The 16,252-nt window shown below is 68.8% G+C and carries 16 protein-coding genes; 9 read left to right on the top strand and 7 right to left on the bottom strand.

Features of this window, described 5'->3' with window-relative positions:
* Positions 1 to 225: 225 nt before the first annotated feature.
* Positions 226 to 2,130, top strand: coding sequence for a glycosyltransferase family 9 protein (locus tag UAA55_RS30630; protein ID WP_322957610.1), 1,905 nt, complete (start codon positions 226 to 228; stop codon positions 2,128 to 2,130).
* Here the strand turns inward: UAA55_RS30630 and UAA55_RS30625 are convergent.
* The 3 genes from UAA55_RS30625 to UAA55_RS30615 all read right to left on the bottom strand — a co-directional run bounded on the left by UAA55_RS30625 (position 2,127) and on the right by UAA55_RS30615 (position 5,150).
* A complete protein-coding gene (locus tag UAA55_RS30625; protein ID WP_322957608.1) occupies positions 2,127 to 3,323 on the bottom strand; it encodes a hypothetical protein in 1,197 nt (398 codons plus the stop codon). The genes UAA55_RS30630 and UAA55_RS30625 overlap by 4 nt on opposite strands.
* 79 nt (positions 3,324 to 3,402) lie before the next feature.
* Positions 3,403 to 4,152 carry an SDR family oxidoreductase gene (locus tag UAA55_RS30620; protein ID WP_322957606.1) on the bottom strand — a complete coding sequence of 250 codons (750 nt, stop codon included), beginning with the start codon at positions 4,150 to 4,152 and terminating at the stop codon, positions 3,403 to 3,405.
* 119 nt (positions 4,153 to 4,271) lie between these two features.
* On the bottom strand, positions 4,272 to 5,150 hold the full coding sequence (locus UAA55_RS30615) for a LysR family transcriptional regulator (RefSeq protein WP_322957605.1): 879 nt from the start codon (positions 5,148 to 5,150) through the stop codon (positions 4,272 to 4,274).
* A 128-nt stretch (positions 5,151 to 5,278) separates the two neighbouring features.
* Between UAA55_RS30615 and UAA55_RS30610 the strand changes: the two genes are divergently transcribed.
* Genes UAA55_RS30610 through UAA55_RS30600 form a run of 3 tightly spaced genes read left to right on the top strand, consistent with a single transcriptional unit; the run spans position 5,279 to position 7,270 of the window.
* Complete coding sequence (locus UAA55_RS30610) at positions 5,279 to 5,818, top strand: ester cyclase (RefSeq protein WP_322957603.1); 540 nt, start codon at positions 5,279 to 5,281, stop codon at positions 5,816 to 5,818.
* 26 nt (positions 5,819 to 5,844) lie between these two features.
* A complete protein-coding gene (locus UAA55_RS30605; RefSeq protein WP_322957602.1) occupies positions 5,845 to 6,867 on the top strand; it encodes a polysaccharide deacetylase family protein in 1,023 nt (340 codons plus the stop codon).
* 13 nt (positions 6,868 to 6,880) lie between these two features.
* Positions 6,881 to 7,270 (top strand): VOC family protein, encoded by a 390-nt coding sequence (locus tag UAA55_RS30600; RefSeq protein WP_088872309.1) that lies wholly within the window; start codon positions 6,881 to 6,883, stop codon positions 7,268 to 7,270.
* Between the two features lie 49 nt (positions 7,271 to 7,319).
* Here UAA55_RS30600 and UAA55_RS30595 read toward each other — a convergent pair whose 3' ends face one another.
* Together UAA55_RS30595 and UAA55_RS30590 are read right to left on the bottom strand one after the other, a co-directional pair.
* Positions 7,320 to 9,119: a DUF4396 domain-containing protein gene (locus UAA55_RS30595; RefSeq protein ID WP_322957601.1), complete on the bottom strand. Its 1,800-nt coding sequence runs from the start codon at positions 9,117 to 9,119 to the stop codon at positions 7,320 to 7,322.
* Positions 9,120 to 9,184: 65 nt separating this feature from the next.
* Complete coding sequence (locus UAA55_RS30590) at positions 9,185 to 9,943, bottom strand: glutathione S-transferase family protein (protein WP_322957599.1); 759 nt, start codon at positions 9,941 to 9,943, stop codon at positions 9,185 to 9,187.
* Positions 9,944 to 10,056: 113 nt separating this feature from the next.
* Here UAA55_RS30590 and UAA55_RS30585 point away from each other — a divergent pair, with 113 nt between their 5' ends.
* From UAA55_RS30585 to UAA55_RS30570, 4 genes are all read left to right on the top strand, one after another.
* Positions 10,057 to 10,266 carry a helix-turn-helix transcriptional regulator gene (locus UAA55_RS30585; RefSeq protein WP_322957598.1) on the top strand — a complete coding sequence of 70 codons (210 nt, stop codon included), beginning with the start codon at positions 10,057 to 10,059 and terminating at the stop codon, positions 10,264 to 10,266.
* The gene (locus UAA55_RS30580) at positions 10,233 to 10,769 is read left to right on the top strand and encodes a helix-turn-helix transcriptional regulator (protein ID WP_322957597.1); all 537 of its coding nucleotides are present in this window, start codon (positions 10,233 to 10,235) and stop codon (positions 10,767 to 10,769) included. Before UAA55_RS30585 ends, UAA55_RS30580 begins: the two co-directional genes overlap by 34 nt.
* An 83-nt stretch (positions 10,770 to 10,852) precedes the next feature.
* Positions 10,853 to 11,341 carry a MarR family winged helix-turn-helix transcriptional regulator gene (locus UAA55_RS30575; RefSeq protein ID WP_322957596.1) on the top strand — a complete coding sequence of 163 codons (489 nt, stop codon included), beginning with the start codon at positions 10,853 to 10,855 and terminating at the stop codon, positions 11,339 to 11,341.
* Positions 11,341 to 12,594: a serine hydrolase domain-containing protein gene (locus UAA55_RS30570; RefSeq protein WP_322957593.1), complete on the top strand. Its 1,254-nt coding sequence runs from the start codon at positions 11,341 to 11,343 to the stop codon at positions 12,592 to 12,594. The genes UAA55_RS30575 and UAA55_RS30570 overlap by 1 nt, the downstream gene beginning before the upstream one ends.
* On the opposite strand, the gene UAA55_RS30565 is transcribed toward UAA55_RS30570, so the two are convergent.
* Both UAA55_RS30565 and UAA55_RS30560 read right to left on the bottom strand, forming a co-directional pair.
* Positions 12,595 to 14,277 (bottom strand): Na/Pi cotransporter family protein, encoded by a 1,683-nt coding sequence (locus tag UAA55_RS30565; protein ID WP_322957591.1) that lies wholly within the window; start codon positions 14,275 to 14,277, stop codon positions 12,595 to 12,597. It abuts the gene before it with no gap.
* A 50-nt stretch (positions 14,278 to 14,327) separates the two neighbouring features.
* On the bottom strand, positions 14,328 to 15,419 hold the full coding sequence (locus UAA55_RS30560; protein WP_322957589.1) for a winged helix DNA-binding domain-containing protein: 1,092 nt from the start codon (positions 15,417 to 15,419) through the stop codon (positions 14,328 to 14,330).
* Positions 15,420 to 15,617: 198 nt separating this feature from the next.
* Here UAA55_RS30560 and UAA55_RS30555 point away from each other — a divergent pair, with 198 nt between their 5' ends.
* On the top strand, positions 15,618 to 16,172 hold the full coding sequence (locus UAA55_RS30555) for a thioredoxin family protein (RefSeq protein ID WP_322957587.1): 555 nt from the start codon (positions 15,618 to 15,620) through the stop codon (positions 16,170 to 16,172).
* The last annotated feature ends 80 nt before the right edge of the window (positions 16,173 to 16,252 follow it).

Genomic DNA, 16,252 nt, shown 5'->3' with positions numbered 1-16,252 from the left:
ATATGCATAAAGACTTCAAAACATCTGCTGTATTTATTTCTGATTTGTATACTTATTACCATTTTAGTAGACGTAAAGAGCGCAAGATGTCGCGCTAATTATTGCGCGACTACCACCAGGTAAATACGCTCCTCCACGTATCAATTAATCGATCCGGTAACGGATAGGCCCGGCGGTGACCCGCGGCGGGTTGAAAGTGGCCGTTGGTTCATGGGGGAACGGGGGTTGACGCGTTCTTACGGCGTCGTGCTGCGCATTGGCCGATTGGGACCACGCGTCCTGCATCACCTGCTGCGCCGCATTCCGGCCGACGTGCCGGTCACGGTGCTGCGGGCGCCGGGCCATCGCCTGGCCCCGCATGTCGAGCGATGCCGCATCCTGGAGGGTGACTCCATCGACGCAGGCGGCCTGACGGCCCTGGCCCGGGACATGGCGGTCCCCGCCCTGCTGTTGTGCGGTGACGACGGCCTGATCGCCCTGCCCGCGGCCTCATCGTCGCCCCTGGCCGGCATCGGCGTCGTCCGCCTGCTGCCGGTGATCGGCCCGCTGTATCGCATCGACCGTGCGGATCGCCTGGATCGGCCGGAGCATTACTTCGGCCCGGTGCTGCTGCCGGTGGCGGCCCTGGCCCGATGCGTCGGCGACACCCCCGTTCCCCTGGACCGCTGGATCGGCCACCGCGTCGTGCTGCGCGCCGTCACGGCCGGCCTACCCGTCGCCAACCTGCCCGCCGGCGGCCTGGTCCTGCCCTCGCTGGCGCAGGCCAGCGGCGCCGACCAGCACCGGGGCCGCATGCGGTCGCGCGACCTGCTGGCCATGGCCGGTGATGCGCAGACCGAGGCCTTCGCCATCCTGGATGCAATGTCAGACACGGAGGATCGCACCCTGACGGCGAAACGCGCCGTCGACGCGGCCCTGTCGCGCCTGACCAACCGGCTGGCCGCCACCCTGGCCCCCTTCATTCCCCCCGACCGCCGTGCCCGGCCCCTGCCACCAGAGGGCCGGCTGGGCATCCTGAAACTGGATTCGATCGGCGACAGCGTCCTGCTGACCTCTTTCCTGCGCACCTTGCGGCCCTGGTTCGGGGGGGAGATCGGGTTGATGGCCAGCGGCCGGGTGCGCGACCTGGTGACCCGCGACCCGCGCATCGACCGCACCCTGCTGGTGCCAGTGCGCCTGCCGTGGTTCGCGCCCGATGAGGCCACGGCCTGGCTGGACGCCACCATCGACCAGGCGGCGGCGTTCCTGGAGGGGGTCGGCGCCACCATCATCCCCCGCCTGATGCCGGACTATTACCTGGCCAACCATATCGCCGTGCTGGCCGGGGTGCCGCGCCGCTATGGTCTGACCAGCCCCCGCATGCCCGATCTCACCCGCTTCAACGCCGCTTTCACCGCCATGATGACGGACGTGGTGACCATCCCCGCCCCGTGCCATGAGGTGGAGGTGATGAGCACGCTGATGCGGGCGATCGGCGGCGGTGGTGCGGCCCCCACCTCATCCGAGCCGCGATGCGACGTCCACCTGGATGAGGTTGATCGCGCCACGGCCTGGACGGCCGTGCCACTGGTGGCCGGCCGGACCCTGGTGGCGCTGGGCCTGGGCGCCTCAACCGGGCGCCGGCGCTGGCCGGTCGATCAGGTGGTCACGGCGGCCCGGACCCTGGCCGGGCGCCATGACCTGATGTTCGCGCTGCTGGGGGGCGTGGATGTGGCCGGCGACGCCGCCGCCGTGGCGCAGGCCCTGGGCAGCCGCGCGTACGACCTGACCGGCCGGCTGGACCTGCGCAAATCGGCCGCCGTGCTGGAGCGCGCATCCCTTTACATTGGCAACGATTCCGGCCTGATGCACATGGCGGCGGCCGTGTCCGTGCCGGTAGTGGAAATCTCCTGCCATCCGCTGACGGCGCCGGACAATCATGAGAACGCGCCCTATCGCTTCGGTCCCGTGGGGGTACCGCACCGCATCGTGCGGCCTGCCGCCCCCGCCGATCCGGCCTGCGCCCAGGGCTGCGTGTCGCGGCACACGGCGCACTGCATCACCGGCGTCAGCCCCACCGACGTGGTCGCCGCCGCCGAGACCCTGCTGGCGCGCAGCGCCCCATCCACCGCCTTGGTTGAATATGGTTAGCCGCCGTACTCCACGGTCATGCGGCGGATGCCGACGGCCAGCTTACGGTCGTCATGGGATAAGCCCAGCGCGGCGGCGCTCGTCGCGTTCATGGTGCGGAACACCAACTCGAGACGGCCGTCGGCCGGTATTTCCTCCCGCTCCAGCGCGAAGCTCAACCGCACCCCGTCCTCGCCCGCCGGACCCGACCGCAACACCGCGATCGTCCGCCCGCAAACCTGGACCTCCACCTCGGCACCGCCGCCGACGTACCGGAAAGCGGGCGCCAGGACCAGGTCGACGGCGCCCCGCGCCCAGATGGCGGGGGAGGTCAGGGGATAATCGACGCTGGCCGTCGCCGTCCGCACCCACATGACCCCGCCGCCCGCCACCGTCTCCGCCCGGAAGAAGCCATGGGCCACGCTGCGGTTGACGCAGCCGGAAGGGCCGAAATCGATGGCGTAGCCGGAGGGTAGCCCGCTGGTCAGGGGGATGTAGCCAAACCTGTCCATGAAGTCCCGGCCGGCGATCTCCACGGCCATGACCTGGTCCGCGGTCAGCTTCTTCGCGTACTTTCCCACCAGGCCGTCACCGACATGGTTGGGATGCCAGTGGGACGCCGCCTCGAACTGCAGGCGCGGGTTGTCATCGCCCATGCGGCCTTCCTGGATGAAGCGGCCGATTCGCTGCACCACCTCGCCCTTGGCGTGAGCCTGGAAGATCGCATCGGCATCCTGGTCGCTGATTTCCACGCCGACATGGGCGGCGATCTTGGATACGGTGGCGGGCGTTTCCATGAAGCCGTCCTCATAGCGCAGCACCCAGGCCGGGCAGTCCGCCACCAGGCGCATCAGGTAGCGGGCGCTGTTGCGCACCTCGTCCGCCGCCTCCTGGAAGGAATGGCCGAACCGTTCCATCAGAGAAACGACGGCGTCGCGCGGATCACGCACGGTGACGACGGCCGGCGCACCGGCGAACAGGCAGGTGGCGAGCAAGGCCGCCGACGGCTCGTGCGCCTTCACGAGGACGACGTCGCCGCCCCGGATCTGGAGGATGTTCTCGTGCGTCAGGTCGTTAGCGAAGAAGCGGGCGATGCGGACGCCCGTCGTCTCCAGCACCGCGTGAATGACGTTGTAGACCCAGGTGGAACCGCTGCCCTGCAAGCCGAACGAACCGATGAGACGGGGAGGACGGCTGGGCGCGGACGGGGTCATACGGGTCTTCTCGCAAGCCACGGAATGCGACGGGGGCCGGGCGACCTTATCAAGGCCGCCCGGCCCCCGTCCTTCGGCCTTACAGCGTACTCATGCCGCCGTCGATGACCAACTCGCTGCCCACGGTGAAGCGGGATTTGTCGGAGGCCAGGAAGACCACGTACTTGGCAATCTCGGCCGGTTCGCCGAAGCGGCCGGCCGGGATTTGCGCCAGGATGCCAGCGGCCATGGCCTTCAGGTCGGCCTCGGCCAGGCCCAGCTTGCCGTACAGCGGGGTGGAGATGGGGCCCGGGCTGACGGCGTTCACGCGCACGCCCCGGCCGATCAGTTCCCCCGACAGGGTGCGCGCCATGGAAATCAGCGCGGCCTTGGTGGCGGCGTAGACGCTGGAGTTGGGCATGCCGATGTGGGCGTTGATCGAGGTGTTCAGGATGATGGAGGCCGGGTTGGCCAGCAGGGGCAGCAGGGCCTGGATCAGGAAGTAGGGGCCCTTCACGTTCACCGCGAAGGAGCGGTCGAAGCCCGCCTCGTCCCAGGCCTCCACCGGGCGGAAGTCGGCCACGCCGGCGTTGATGAAGACGGCGTCCAACGTGCCGAAGGCCTGGCGCACCTGCGCCGCGATCGCCTGCTGGCCGGCCACGTCGCCGGCGTCGGCCTGGATGACCAGGGCCTGGGCGCCCAACGCCTCGCGGGCCTGCGCCACGCTGGCGGCACTGCTGCCGGTGACGGCGACGCGGGCGCCCTCATTGATGAACTGGCGGGCCGTTTCCAGGCCGATGCCGCTGGTGCCGCCGGTGATCAGGGCGGTCTTGTTCGCCAAACGGGTCATGATGCGCATCCTTTTCCTTGGGAGGAGGGCCTTGGCGTCATCGCCGGCCCGACACCCAAAGGAATACGCTTCAAGGTCCCTGGCAAAAATGGCCATGAACTGGCTTTATCGTTCCGCTTTTATGAATGATTGGCCAACGCCGGCGTTGTGCGCCGCAGCCGCTCGGCCAGGAAATCCGCGCACAGCCGCACCTTGGCCGCGGCGTGGCGGCTGTGGGGATAGACGGCGTGCAGGGGGGCGGCCGGCAGCGGCAGGTGGGGCAGCACCACCTCCAGCCGGCCGGCCTCGATATCCTCATACACATCCCAGACGGATTTCAGCACCAGGCCGGCCCCGGCCCGCGCCCAGGCGTGGGCCCGTTCGCCGTCATTGCTGCTGAGGGGGCCGCGCACGCGAACGCCGCGCCCGTCGGCGAAGGTCCATTGGTCGGGCGGCGGGTCGCCGAACAGCAAACAGTCGTGGCCCAGCAGATCCTCCAGCCCCTCGGGCCGGCCCCGGCGGTCGAGATAACCGGGCGCGCCACAGATGACCCGCCGGTTGGGCGCCAGCTGCCGGGCGATCAGGCTGCTGTCCGCCAGCACGCCGAAGCGGACGGCCAGGTCGAAGCCGTTGTCGATGATGTTGAACAGGGTGTCGGCGGCATGCAGGTGGACCTGCAGGCCCGGGTGAAGCGCCTGGAATTCCTGCAGCAGAGGCGCCAAGTGGCGGCTGAAGGCCACGGTGCAGGTGAGGCGCAGCAGGCCGCTGGCGGTGTGACGGCCCTTGGCCGCCTCCATCTCCGCCTCCTCCACCTCCGCCAGGATGCGGACGCAACGGGCGTGGTAGGCCGCCCCCTCCTCCGTCAGGGCCAGGGTGCGGGTGGTGCGGTTCAGCAGGCGCACGCCCAGCCGCTCCTCCAGCCCGCTGAGGCGGCGGCTGATGACGGCCAGCGACTGCCCCAGGTCGCGGGCCGCGGCGGACAGGCTGCCTGCCTCAACCACGCGGACGAAAGTCGCCATATCGGAAAAAGTGTCAGCCATATTCTTGCATATAACACAACAGACCTTACCGACTATGGCGTATTCTTGCGAACATCCAAAGCGCGTACCGTCAGGCCATCGAATTCACCCCCTGATGGAGCGCGCAAATGTCCCCGTCCCTGGTCCGCGGCACCGTCTTGGCCCTGGCGCTGTCCGCAACCGCCCCGGTAGCCTTCGCCGCCGAGACCCTGGTCCAGCCCAAGCATGTGACCATCGACGCCAGCCTGCCCAAGGCGCAGGCCGACGCGGAGATCCTGGCGGCCCGCCGCTACGCCACCTTCTGGTCCTCAGGCGACGAGGCCATGGCCCGCGCCGCCCTGGCGCCCGATTTCACCGACCGTACCCTGCCGCCGGGCCGCGCCCAGGGCGTGCCGGGGCCGCTGGCCGCCTCCGCCTTCGTGCGGGCCGCCATCCCGGACCTGACCGCCAGCGTCGAACAGTTGGTCGTGGCCGGTGACCGGATGACCGTGCACTTCCGCTTCCAGGGCCATTTCACCGGCCGCTTCGGCGACGTGCGAGGCAAGGGCCAGACGGTCGATTTCATCGCCACCGACCTCTACCGCGTCCAGAACGGCCGCATCGCCGAGAACTGGCACATCGAAGACAACCTGACCCTGCTGCGCCAGTTGGGCGTGGTGGCCCCGTAAGCCCGGTTGAGAAGGAGCAATCAGCCATGCCCACCGACATCACCGCCAGCCGCCGCGGCTTTCTGACCCATGCCGGCGCTGGTGCCGGCCTGCTGGCCGCCGGCATGGCGATGGGCGGCGCCACCGCCGGCGCCGCCGAAGGCAAGACCCAGGCCCCAGCCGCCGCCAAGCCGGCGGCCACCAAGTCCCAAGGGGGCGGTTTCTGGCCCGGCGACACCCGCCTGGTGATCAGCGTCTCCATGCAGTTCGAGGCCGGCGGCCAGCCGCTGAAGGGCACCGACAGCCCCTTCCCCAAGGTGGACTTCCCCGACAGCGTGCCCAGCGACGCCGTCGCCAACACCTGGTTCGCCTACGGCTATCGCGAGGGCGTGCCCCGCATGCTGGACCTATGGGACAAGCACGGCGTCAAGGTCACCTCGCACATGATCGGCGAGGCGGTGCGCAAGAATCCCGAGTTGGCACGGGAAATCGTGAAGCGCGGCCATGAGGCCGCCGGCCACGGCCCACGCTGGAGTTCGGAATACGCCATGAGCCGGGAGGAGGAGCGCCAGTTCCTGACCGACGCCCGCACCATGGTGGCGGAGGTCACCGGCCAGACCCCTGTGGGCTACAACGCCAACTGGCTGCGGCGCGGGCCCCACACCCTGCCGCTGCTGCGGGAGCTGGGCTACCTCTACCACATCGATGACATCAGCCGGGACGAGCCCTTCATCGAGCAGGTGAACGGCCATGACTTCGTGGTGGTGCCCTACACCCTGCGCAACAACGACATCGTGCTGATCGAGGGCCGCAACTACACGCCCACCCAGTTCCTGGAGCAGGTCACGCTGGACTTCGACCAGCTGTATGAGGAGGCGGGCCACCGCCGCCGCATGATGTCCATCAGCGCGCATGACCGCATCAGCGGCACGCCGCAGATGGTGCGGGTGTGGGACAAGTTCCTGACCTACGCCAAGAGCCACCCCGGCGTGACCTTCCTGCGCAAGGATGAGATCGCCCGCTTCGCCGCCGCCAGCCCGCTGACCGTGCGCGAAACCGAGACGATCTGAGGCGGAGGCGGCCATGCAGCTGGACCACGCCACCCTGCGCACCGCCGACCTGGAAGGCACCCGATCCTTCCTGGAGAGGGTGCTGGACCTGAGGCCTGGCTATCGCCCGCCCTTCGACTTCCCCGGGTACTGGCTGTACGCCGGGGACGCCCCCATCGTGCATCTGATCCCCGGATCGGGCGCCCCGGTGGGCCGGGCAGGGGAGATGCTGGACCATGTGGCCTTCCGCATGGATGGCCAGTCGGAACGTTACTGGGCCCTGCGGGCCAGGCTGGAGGGCCTGGCCATCCCCTATTCCACCATGGACCTTCCCGACCTGGGGGAACGGCGGCTGTTCATCCGCACGCCCCCCAGCGCGGGCGGCGGCGCCATCCTTCTGGAACTGGTGTTCCGCGAAGGATAGGCGAATGGGGGGCGCCCGTTTCCCTCCTGCACATCACGGAAACCGGATCTCAGGGCTGAACATCGATCACCACCATCAAGCCGCCGCCGCCCCGCGATTCGGTATTGTTGTTGGTGGTGTGATGGGGAATATGACAATGGATCAGCCATTTCCCCGGCAGGCGCGCCGTCCAGATGACGTCGTAGCGCTGGCCTGGCCCCACATTCACGGTGTCGGCCTCATACCGCGCGGGCGGCGGCAGCGTCTGTCCATCGCGGGCCACGACCAGGAAGGGCCCGCCATGGATGTGCATGGGATGGATGAAGCCGGTGTTGGTGCCGATGAAGCGCACCTTCAGCGTTTCACCCACCTTCATGCGCACCGTTTCCGTCGCGGGATAGGCACGACCGTTGATGGTGAAATAATTGGGATGGCCGCCGTCCATGGGCATGGCGGGGAAGGTCAGCCCATCGCGCCGCAGCCATTCCTGCAGCTGGATCACATAGTCATGGTCGGCCGGCACCTCGTCCTTGGAGTTGGCCGGGTCGATGATCAGCGCGCCGTACAGCCCCAGGGCCTGCGTGCGGTCGGGGTTGGCGTGCGGGTGGTAGAAGTAGGTGCCGTGCTGGACGGCCGTGAATTCATAGCTGAACCGTCCGCCGGGCGGGATGGGCGGCTGCGTCACCCAGGCAGGTCCATCCATGGCGTTGGGAACCGTCAGGCCATGCCAATGGACGGTGGTGGGTTCCGGCAGCGCGTTGGTGACGTTGATGCGCACCCGGTCACCCTGCCGGATATGGATGCGCGGCCCGGGGACCTGGCCGTTATAGGCATAGGCATCAACGGTGACGCCGGGAAGGATGGTCCAGCGGATGACGGACGCGCGCAGGTCGAAGACCTTCACCCCGTCCTCCAGCCGGTAGGGCAACGCACGGTCGCCCATGGCGTCGATACCAAAAGCCGCCGTCACCCGGCGCGGATCCACGGCGGCCATGTCGCGCATCGCTTCGGCCGGGGTATCGCGGTCCATGACCATGCCGGGTGGCATTATGGCCCCACCCACGTCGCGCGCCGACACGTCCAGATTCAGCCAGTTGGCCGGCGCCGCCATGCCCGTGACCAGCGCCAGCAGCGACACGCCGCCCAGCGCGGCCATCTGGGCACCGGTCGCGTCGGACGTCATCTCATGGTGATGGTGGCTTCCTTCCCGCTGGGTCATCAGCCCATGCTTCATCCCCCGGGCCACCATCCAGACATTGGCGGGATAGGCCGTGACGAACCCCGCGCCGACGCCCAACGCCATGGTGCCCCAGAAGAGCAGTTCCGCCGGTTCCATGGCGCGCATGTCGCGCCCCATCATCAGGAAGCACATGACCGGTGCCATGCCGGCCATCATGAAGTTCATGCTGATGAATTCAGGCAGGAAGCTGCCCCGTACGTTCTGCCAATAGCCGCCGCCCATGGCCGACCGCATGAACAGCGACTGGAAGATGAACAGCCCCATGGCGAACCCGGACAGATATTCCACGATCAGGTCCAGCCACATGGGCAGGCCGAAGGCCGCCGTCACCACGGCCGCCAGTACGATGCCGGTGGCGTCCCCCGCCACGCAGTGGATGGTGGAACCGGCCCCCTGCTTCCACAGGGGGCGGATGAACGCCTCATGCGCGCCAGGCCGGGGTTCCTTGTCGACCAGCACGTACAGCAAAAGGCCGAGGGGTCCGAGATACAGGGTGATGAGGATGAAGCCCCACTTCATCACCGGCGGTTCCGGGTTGCAGCGATATTGGTCGATACCGACATACACGGCCGACGCCAGCGCCAGGACGAACCAGGCGGCCAGGAAATAATCCACCGGCTGAACCAGCATGGGTGCCCTGCTTCCTTGGGGTTATGGAGGCAGGGCCCCAACAGGCGAAGCTGGCGGCGGTTCCCTCACGCCGCCGCAGCTGCCGGCGCCCAGGCGAAGTCGGGGAAGAACTGCGCCATCAGGCGGTCGGTGTAGGCCAGCAGGTTGGGGTACTTCAGCACACGGCGGCGCACCTCCGTATCGAAGTAGGGCGTCAGCAGGCTGGCCAGCACGCCCAGCGCCATGGCGTCCACCGCTGTGGCCCGCTCCCCCATGAAATAGGGCTGGTCGCCCAGCAGCAGGGACAGGGCGGATAGGGAGCGGTCGCAGAGATCCGCGATCTCCGCATCCGAATGACGCCCGGGACCGGCGGCGCGCACATTGTTGGTCACCCGCTCCAGCACCTGCTGACGCAGGGTTTCCCGCACGGCCTCCGGCACGCGGTTGAAGAACTGGGCCGGGCCCTTGGCGAAGTTCTCCGGAATCAGCCAGCGGCTGTAGACCACGGTCCAGTACAGCTGGTTTTCCAGCAGACGCTCGATGGTCCAGGACAGCGCCCGCTGCTGGGGCGTGAGGCCGGCGTCCAGATCCACGCCGTAGGTCTTCTCGATATGGGCGCGGATGAAGGTGCTGTCGCCGAGGCGGGTGCCGTCATCCTCGATATACGGGATCTGCCCCTTGGGACCCTGGTCGGGCATGCCCTGGGCCTTCACATAGGGCACCCCGGCCATTTTCAGCTGCACCTCCGCCTTGATGCAGAAGGGGCTGGCGTCGGGCAGGCCGAACAGGGCGCCGCCGGTGTAGAGGGAAATCGGCTGGCGGGGGTTGCTCTGGGTGGCGGTCATGGCGGTCTTCCTCGAGGGGTGGTGGCTTGGGGCACGGTGGCTTGTGGATGGCCCCGTTCTACTGCCATCCTGCTGCCAACATGCTGTCAGCAGCGTGACACCAGGATGCCCCTATGAGACGCGCCGACCGCCTGTTCCAGATCATCCAGATCCTGCGCCGCACGCGGCGCCCCCTGACGGCCGACGCCATCGCGGCGGAACTGGAGACGTCCAAGCGCACCGTCTATCGCGACATTGCCGACCTGATGGCCCAGCGCGTGCCCATCCGGGGGAGGCCGGCATCGGCTATGTGCTGGAGGAGGGGTACGACCTGCCACCCCTGATGCTGACCCCGGATGAGATCGAGGCCGCCGTGCTGGGCGCCCAATGGGTCAGCACCCAGGCCGACCCGGCCCTGGCGCGGGCAGCCCAGGATCTGATCGCCAAGATCGCCGCCGCCGTGCCCGACCGCCTGCGCCCCTACGTGCTGGAGCCGGCGACGCGCATGCCGCCCCGGTCGCCGGTCGCCACGCCCGACGGCCTGGACATGGCCCACACCCGCGCCTGGATTCACGCCGGCCGCAAAATTCGGCTGAGCTATGCCGATGAGGGCGGCCGGGGCAGCGACCGCATCGTCTGGCCCGTCACCGTCGCCTATTTCCACACCGTGCGACTGCTGGTGGCGTGGTGCGAGCTGCGCCGCGACTTCCGCCACTTCCGCACCGACCGGGTGACGTCCGCCGACTTCCTGGACGAGCGCTATCCCGACCGTCCCGCCGTCCTGCGCGACCGCTGGCTGGAGGATATGCGCCGACGCTGGCAGGCGAGGGGCGCCGCAGAAAATTGATAAGATAGTCTTTCCTTGTATTGTCACATAACTGCCGAAACCGTCCATTGACTCCCATAATGTACTAAGCCATAGCTTGGTATATGAGTGAGCATGACGACATCTTCGCGGCGGCGCTGGAAACGGCGCGGCGGCTGCACCGCAGCACCACCGCCCTGTCCCGCCGCCTGCTGGCCAACCGGCCGGCGGAGGGCATGAGCACGACCAAGCTGGGCGTGCTGGGCCAGTTGCACCGCGAGGGGCCGGCCACGGCCACGGCGCTGGCCGCCTACCTGCGCATTCAGCCGCAGTCGCTGACCCGCCTGCTGGCCGACCTGGAGGGCCTGGGCCACATCGTCCGCCGACCGGACGCGGTGGACCGCCGCCAGGTGCGCATCGAGATCACCGATACCGGCCGCCGGGCCCTGTTCGGCGACGTGCACGGCCGGCGCACCGCCCTGGCCCGCGCCATGATCACCACCCTGACCCCGACCGAGCGCGAGCTGCTGCGCCTGGCGGCCGGCCTGATGGAGCGGCTGGCCGACGCCGATCCGGGGTCCGACAACCCGATATCCGAAGAGGGGAACGCCTGATGCGCCGTACCGGACCGATCACCGCCGCACTGGCGGCATCGCTGTTGGCCACCGTCGCCAGCGCCCAGACCTTCGAGCCCGGCGGCCCGGACGCCGCCGCCTATGGCCAGGCCCAGGGTTATCCCACCGGTACCTGGGACAATTGGTATGAGAAGCCCCACATGGTCTGGGGATTCAGCCATTACGACAGCCTGGTGAAGACCCACACCCTGCCGGCGGCGGCCAAGCCCTGGACCTTCAAGCGGGCGGCGGCAGAGCCGGAACTGCACTACGTGCCCGACATCCTGCACCTGAAGGACGGGCCGGTGCTGAGCCTGGCGGACTATATGGCGCGGGTGCCGGCCACCGGACTGCTGATCCTGAAGGACGACACCATCCTGGTGGAGCGTTACCAGTATGGCCGCACGGACAAGGACCGCTTCACCTCGCAATCCATGGCCAAGACCCTGGTCAGCCTGCTGCTGGGGGCCGCCATCGCCGACGGACGCGTCAAGGATATCGGCGACCCGGCCGAGGCCTATGTTCCCACCCTGAAGGGCAGCGCCTATGGCCAGACGCCGCTGAAGGCGCTGCTGCAGATGTCGTCCGGCGTTGCCTTTGAGGATGCGGAGCCGCGCGGCCTGTACCAGGACATCCACAGCGGGGTGGATGAGGGAACGGCGCTGGCCAAGTACGCCCGCGCCACCCCCGCCGGCAGCCATTTCCAATATTCCTGCGGTGACAGCGAAACCCTGACCACCGTGGTCCGTCACGCCACTGGCCAGTCCCTGTCCGATTATCTGACCGCCAAAGTCTGGCAGCCCATGGGGGCGGAGGCGGAGGCGCGGTGGGAGGTGGACGCCAGCGGGCAGGAGATCGGCTGTTCCGGCTTCAACGCCACCCTGCGCGACTATGGCCGCCTGGGCCGCCTGCTGGCCCACGACGGCGCCTGGGAGGGCAAGCAGCTGATCCCCAAGGACTGGCTGCTGGCCGCCACCACCCAGGACCCGGCCGACACGCAGGTGGCGTCGGGCACGGCGGCGCACCTCTACGGCTATGGCTACCAGGTCTGGGTGCTGCCCCCCAAGGTCAGCCCCGACGGCCGCCGGCTGTTCGCGCTTCTAGGTGCCGAGGGCCAGTACATCTTCGTCGACCCCAAGACCAAGCTGGTCATGGTCCAGACCTCGGTCAAGACCGACAACCTGCCCCTGACCAGCCCGCATTCGGAGACGCTGGCCCTGTGGCTGGCGGTAATCCGCGAATGGGATAAGTGATCAGTCCCCATCCTCCCGCGCATCCGCCGGCTGATGGCCCTTCAGCCGGCTGGGCAGCAGGTCGCCGGAGCGTTCCAGGACGGGATAGGCCGCCGCTTCCACCAGATGGGTGTTCACCCGTTTCAGGTCACGCAGCAGGTCCAGATGCAGGGCGCTGGTTTCCGCGCTGTCCACCCGGCCGGCGCTGAGGCGGGCGAAGTGGGCGGTGGTGGCCTCGTTCTCGCGCCGGCGGAACGCCTCTTTCTCGCCAGCCAGCAGCCGGGCGGCGCGGGCATCGCCGGTCATGAACAGCGAACCCGCCGTGCGCAGGTTGACGATCAGACTGTCGACCAGGGCCAGCAGATCCCGTTGCCCCTCGGCCGAGAAAGCCAAGCCGCGTTTCAGCCGCTTGCGCGCCAGACCCATCAGGTTGCGGTCCACCACGTCGCCCGCGTGTTCCATATTCATGGCGAAGGTCAGGATTTCCAGCGCCCGCCGCTGGTCCGCGTCCGACAGGGCGTCGCTGTCCAGGGTGGAGAGATAGGCCTTGATGGCGGTGTTCAGCCGATCCAGCACGTCGTCCATGCGCTTGGTCTCAGCGATGCGGCGCCGGTCGCCCTCATCCAAGGCGTCGCGCAGGCCCTGCAGCATGGCCTCCAGCACGTCCACCAGGCGCAGGGCCTCACGCGCGGCGTTGCCCAGGGCCACCACCGGCGTGTCCTGGGCCGACGGGTCGAGGTAGAGCGGACGGCCCGGATCCGCCGCATCCATCCTGGCTGGCAGCAGGCGGGCCAACAGCCGGGCGTAGAACGGCAGCAAGGGGAAGCACAGAAGCGCCACCGCCAGGTTGAACAGGGTGTGGAAATCGGCCACCGCCCGGGTCACGTCCGGCTCCAGCCCCACCATCAGGGGGCCGAGGTGCCCGAGGGCCGCCAGACCCAGCAGCACCGCCGCCGCCCGGTTCAGCAGGTTGCCCAAGGGCAGGCGCCGGGCGGCGGGGTCGTTGCCGGCGGCCCCCTCCAGCACCGGGTTGATGGCGGTGCCCAGGTTGGCGCCCAGCACCAGGGCGAAGGCGGCGTGGGGCGGCACAGCCCCTTGCGCCGCCAGCGACATGGTCAGCAGCACCACCGCCACGCTGGAATGGGCGGCCCAGGTCAGCGCCGCCGCCAGGATGACATCCACCACCGGTTCGGTGGCGATGGCGCCCAGGATCAGGCGCAGGCTGGGCGCGTCCTCATAGGGCGCGATGATCGCCAGCAACTGGTGCAGGGCCATGAGCATGAGGCCCAGGCCGATGAAGGCGCGGCCCATGTCGCGCGACGGGCTGACGCCTCGGCGGAACAGCAGGAAACCCACCAGGATCAGCACCGGCGCGATGGAGGCGACGTTGAAGGACAGGGCCTGGACGATCAGGGTGGTGCCGACATTGGCGCCCAGCATGACGGCCAGGGCTGGCACCAGATCCACCAGCCCGCCGGCCACGAAGCCGGAGACCATCAGGCCGGTGGCCGTACTGCTTTGCAGCAGCGCCGTGACGCCCATGCCCACCAGGAAGGCCTGGAACCGGTTGGCCAGCGCCCGGCCCAGGACCGCGCGCAGCCGGGCGCCGAAGGCGCGCTGCACGCCGGTTTGCACCATGTGCACGCCCCACAGCAGCAGGGCGACGGCGCCCGCCAGCTCGGCGATGGCGAAGGTGAAGTCCATGACGGCCAGGGTCCGCCCCGGGGCGCCCCGACGCAACACGGACCATGGGACTAGGAAGATGGGGGCACCACCTTCACCTCCACCGCCGGCGCGTCCGGTTCCAGGAAGCGCAGCAGCGCCTCCCCCTCCTCCCGCAACGCCGCCTCGTGCGCGGCGGCCAGGGGAACGAAGGGCTCCAGCGTCAGGGTGGCTAGCTTGGCCTTGCGCGCCGTTTTCCAGATGCCGGCGACAAAGCCGTCCACCAGGAAGGTGGCCGCGACCTGAAGGTTCTTGGACACGATGCGCGGGCGCCAGGCCTCGTCCACGATGCGGGTGCGATCGGCATGGGCCAGGATGAGGTTGTCGAAGGCGGGCACGTAGCGCACGGGCGCCGGCGTCTCCGGCGGCGGTCGGGGGGCGTCCGGCAGGTCCCACAGCGCCCTTCCCTTCTCATCCCGCAGCACCACCAGTTCCGCCGCCATGGACTCCAGCACCGGCTTCAACCCCTTCAGCCCGCACCAGGCCTGCATGTCGGCGGCGGTGGCGGGGCCGAAGGCGGCAAGGTAGCGGCGCACCAGCCCCTGCAGGTCGCCCTGCAAATCCACCGGCCGCTCCAGCCATTCCTCCGCCGCCACGTACAGCGGGTCGTTGGCGATGCCCCAGGGGCCGTCGTCCGGCGCCGTCACCAGCGGCAGATGGCAGCGCACCGCGTGCCCCATGGCGCGGTCGTCCGCCTCATCCGGGAAGGCCTGGGCCAGATGGGCGCGCAGGTCGGTGAAGGTGCGGGGCAGGGACATAAAGGGCCGGGCCACCGCGGCGATGGGCAGCGGGTCGATATGGCGGGTGCGGTCGCCCAGGCCGAAGAAGGCGGCGGTCAGCATCGGCTGTATCAGACCCCGCCAGGCGGCGTAGTCGGCGGCGCTGACCAGATGCTGGGTGCCGCGCAGCAGGGTGGCGCGCACCACGTGGCGTTCGCGCAAGGCGGTCAGCAGGTCGTCGCGCCGGAAGCCCAGCAGGCGGGACCATAGGCCGATGAAGGGCGGGCGGGGTTCCTGCGCCTGCAGGCCCGCCGTCGCCTCCACCGCCGCGACCACGCCGGCGGCATGGCGCGACAGCAGCATCTGGCGGGCCAGCAAGGCGCGGTTCAGGTCCGCGCGGCTCATGACCTTATTATCTACATTGGTCACTGTGGTAATCCTTCCGAACCAGATGCCCATTATTCGTCAAATGCCGGGCGGTCATGCGGCCTGCGGTGGGAATAGGTCCCTGGCGGGGCTTTCCCTGGTGCCCATATCAGGCATAATGACCTGAATTCGCGCTTGGAAAAGTGCGACTGTCCCCTTGTAGCCCAGGAGCCTGCGATGACCGCCCGCACCACCCTCTCCGCCCTGGGCGTCGCCGCCCTGCTGGCCGTTCCCGTCGCCCTGTCGCCCCTCGGCGCGTCCGCCCAGGTCGCCGCCCCGCAGGTGGGGAATGTGGAACTGAAGCAGCCCCTGCCCTATCCTTATGACGAGGCCATCGACAACGCCGCCGTGAACGCCCAGGTGGACGCCGCCCTGGCCAAGGCGAAGAAGGAGCACAAGCGCGTGCTGCTGGACTTCGGCGGCAACTGGTGCGGTGACTGCCGCGTGCTGGCCGGCCTGGTGGAACTGCCGCAGGTCCACAGCTTCCTGGACAAGAACTACGTCATGGTGACGGTGGACGTGGGCCGCTACACCAAGAACATGGACGTGCCCGCGCGCTTTGGCGTGCCGAAGTTCAAGGGCGTGCCCACCGTGCTGGTGGTGGAGGCCGACGGCACCCTGGTGAATGGCGACGCCAGCTTCGACCTGACCGACGCCCGCCACATGGACCCGCAGGCCGTGGTCGACTGGCTGGCCAAGTGGGCCCCGCCGTCGAAGACGGCTTCCCGTTAAAAGCAGCGTCGAAGACGGCGTCCCGATAAGCCGCATCGTCACAAGACCGTAACGCAAGGGCCCTATCACAGTCAGGTGAA

Source organism: Nitrospirillum guanabarense (assembly GCF_034653355.1).
Taxonomy (GTDB): domain Bacteria; phylum Pseudomonadota; class Alphaproteobacteria; order Azospirillales; family Azospirillaceae; genus Nitrospirillum.
The sequence above is the reverse complement of the archived record's forward strand: the minus strand, read 5'-3'. Positions and strand labels throughout refer to the sequence as shown.

What these genes read in the sequence shown, in the direction of transcription:
- UAA55_RS30625 (WP_322957608.1), bottom strand. Translation starts at nt 3,323, where the DNA reads ATGACCCCGTCCGCGCCCAGCCGTCCTCCCCGTCTCATCGGTTCGTTC.
- UAA55_RS30620 (WP_322957606.1), bottom strand. Translation starts at nt 4,152, where the DNA reads ATGACCCGTTTGGCGAACAAGACCGCCCTGATCACCGGCGGCACCAGC.
- UAA55_RS30615 (WP_322957605.1), bottom strand. Translation starts at nt 5,150, where the DNA reads ATGGCGACTTTCGTCCGCGTGGTTGAGGCAGGCAGCCTGTCCGCCGCG.
- UAA55_RS30610 (WP_322957603.1), top strand. Translation starts at nt 5,279, where the DNA reads ATGTCCCCGTCCCTGGTCCGCGGCACCGTCTTGGCCCTGGCGCTGTCC.
- UAA55_RS30605 (WP_322957602.1), top strand. Translation starts at nt 5,845, where the DNA reads ATGCCCACCGACATCACCGCCAGCCGCCGCGGCTTTCTGACCCATGCC.
- UAA55_RS30600 (WP_088872309.1), top strand. Translation starts at nt 6,881, where the DNA reads ATGCAGCTGGACCACGCCACCCTGCGCACCGCCGACCTGGAAGGCACC.
- UAA55_RS30595 (WP_322957601.1), bottom strand. Translation starts at nt 9,119, where the DNA reads ATGCTGGTTCAGCCGGTGGATTATTTCCTGGCCGCCTGGTTCGTCCTG.
- UAA55_RS30590 (WP_322957599.1), bottom strand. Translation starts at nt 9,943, where the DNA reads ATGACCGCCACCCAGAGCAACCCCCGCCAGCCGATTTCCCTCTACACC.
- UAA55_RS30585 (WP_322957598.1), top strand. Translation starts at nt 10,057, where the DNA reads ATGAGACGCGCCGACCGCCTGTTCCAGATCATCCAGATCCTGCGCCGC.
- UAA55_RS30575 (WP_322957596.1), top strand. Translation starts at nt 10,853, where the DNA reads ATGAGTGAGCATGACGACATCTTCGCGGCGGCGCTGGAAACGGCGCGG.
- UAA55_RS30570 (WP_322957593.1), top strand. Translation starts at nt 11,341, where the DNA reads ATGCGCCGTACCGGACCGATCACCGCCGCACTGGCGGCATCGCTGTTG.
- UAA55_RS30565 (WP_322957591.1), bottom strand. Translation starts at nt 14,277, where the DNA reads ATGGACTTCACCTTCGCCATCGCCGAGCTGGCGGGCGCCGTCGCCCTG.
- UAA55_RS30560 (WP_322957589.1), bottom strand. Translation starts at nt 15,419, where the DNA reads ATGAGCCGCGCGGACCTGAACCGCGCCTTGCTGGCCCGCCAGATGCTG.
- UAA55_RS30555 (WP_322957587.1), top strand. Translation starts at nt 15,618, where the DNA reads ATGACCGCCCGCACCACCCTCTCCGCCCTGGGCGTCGCCGCCCTGCTG.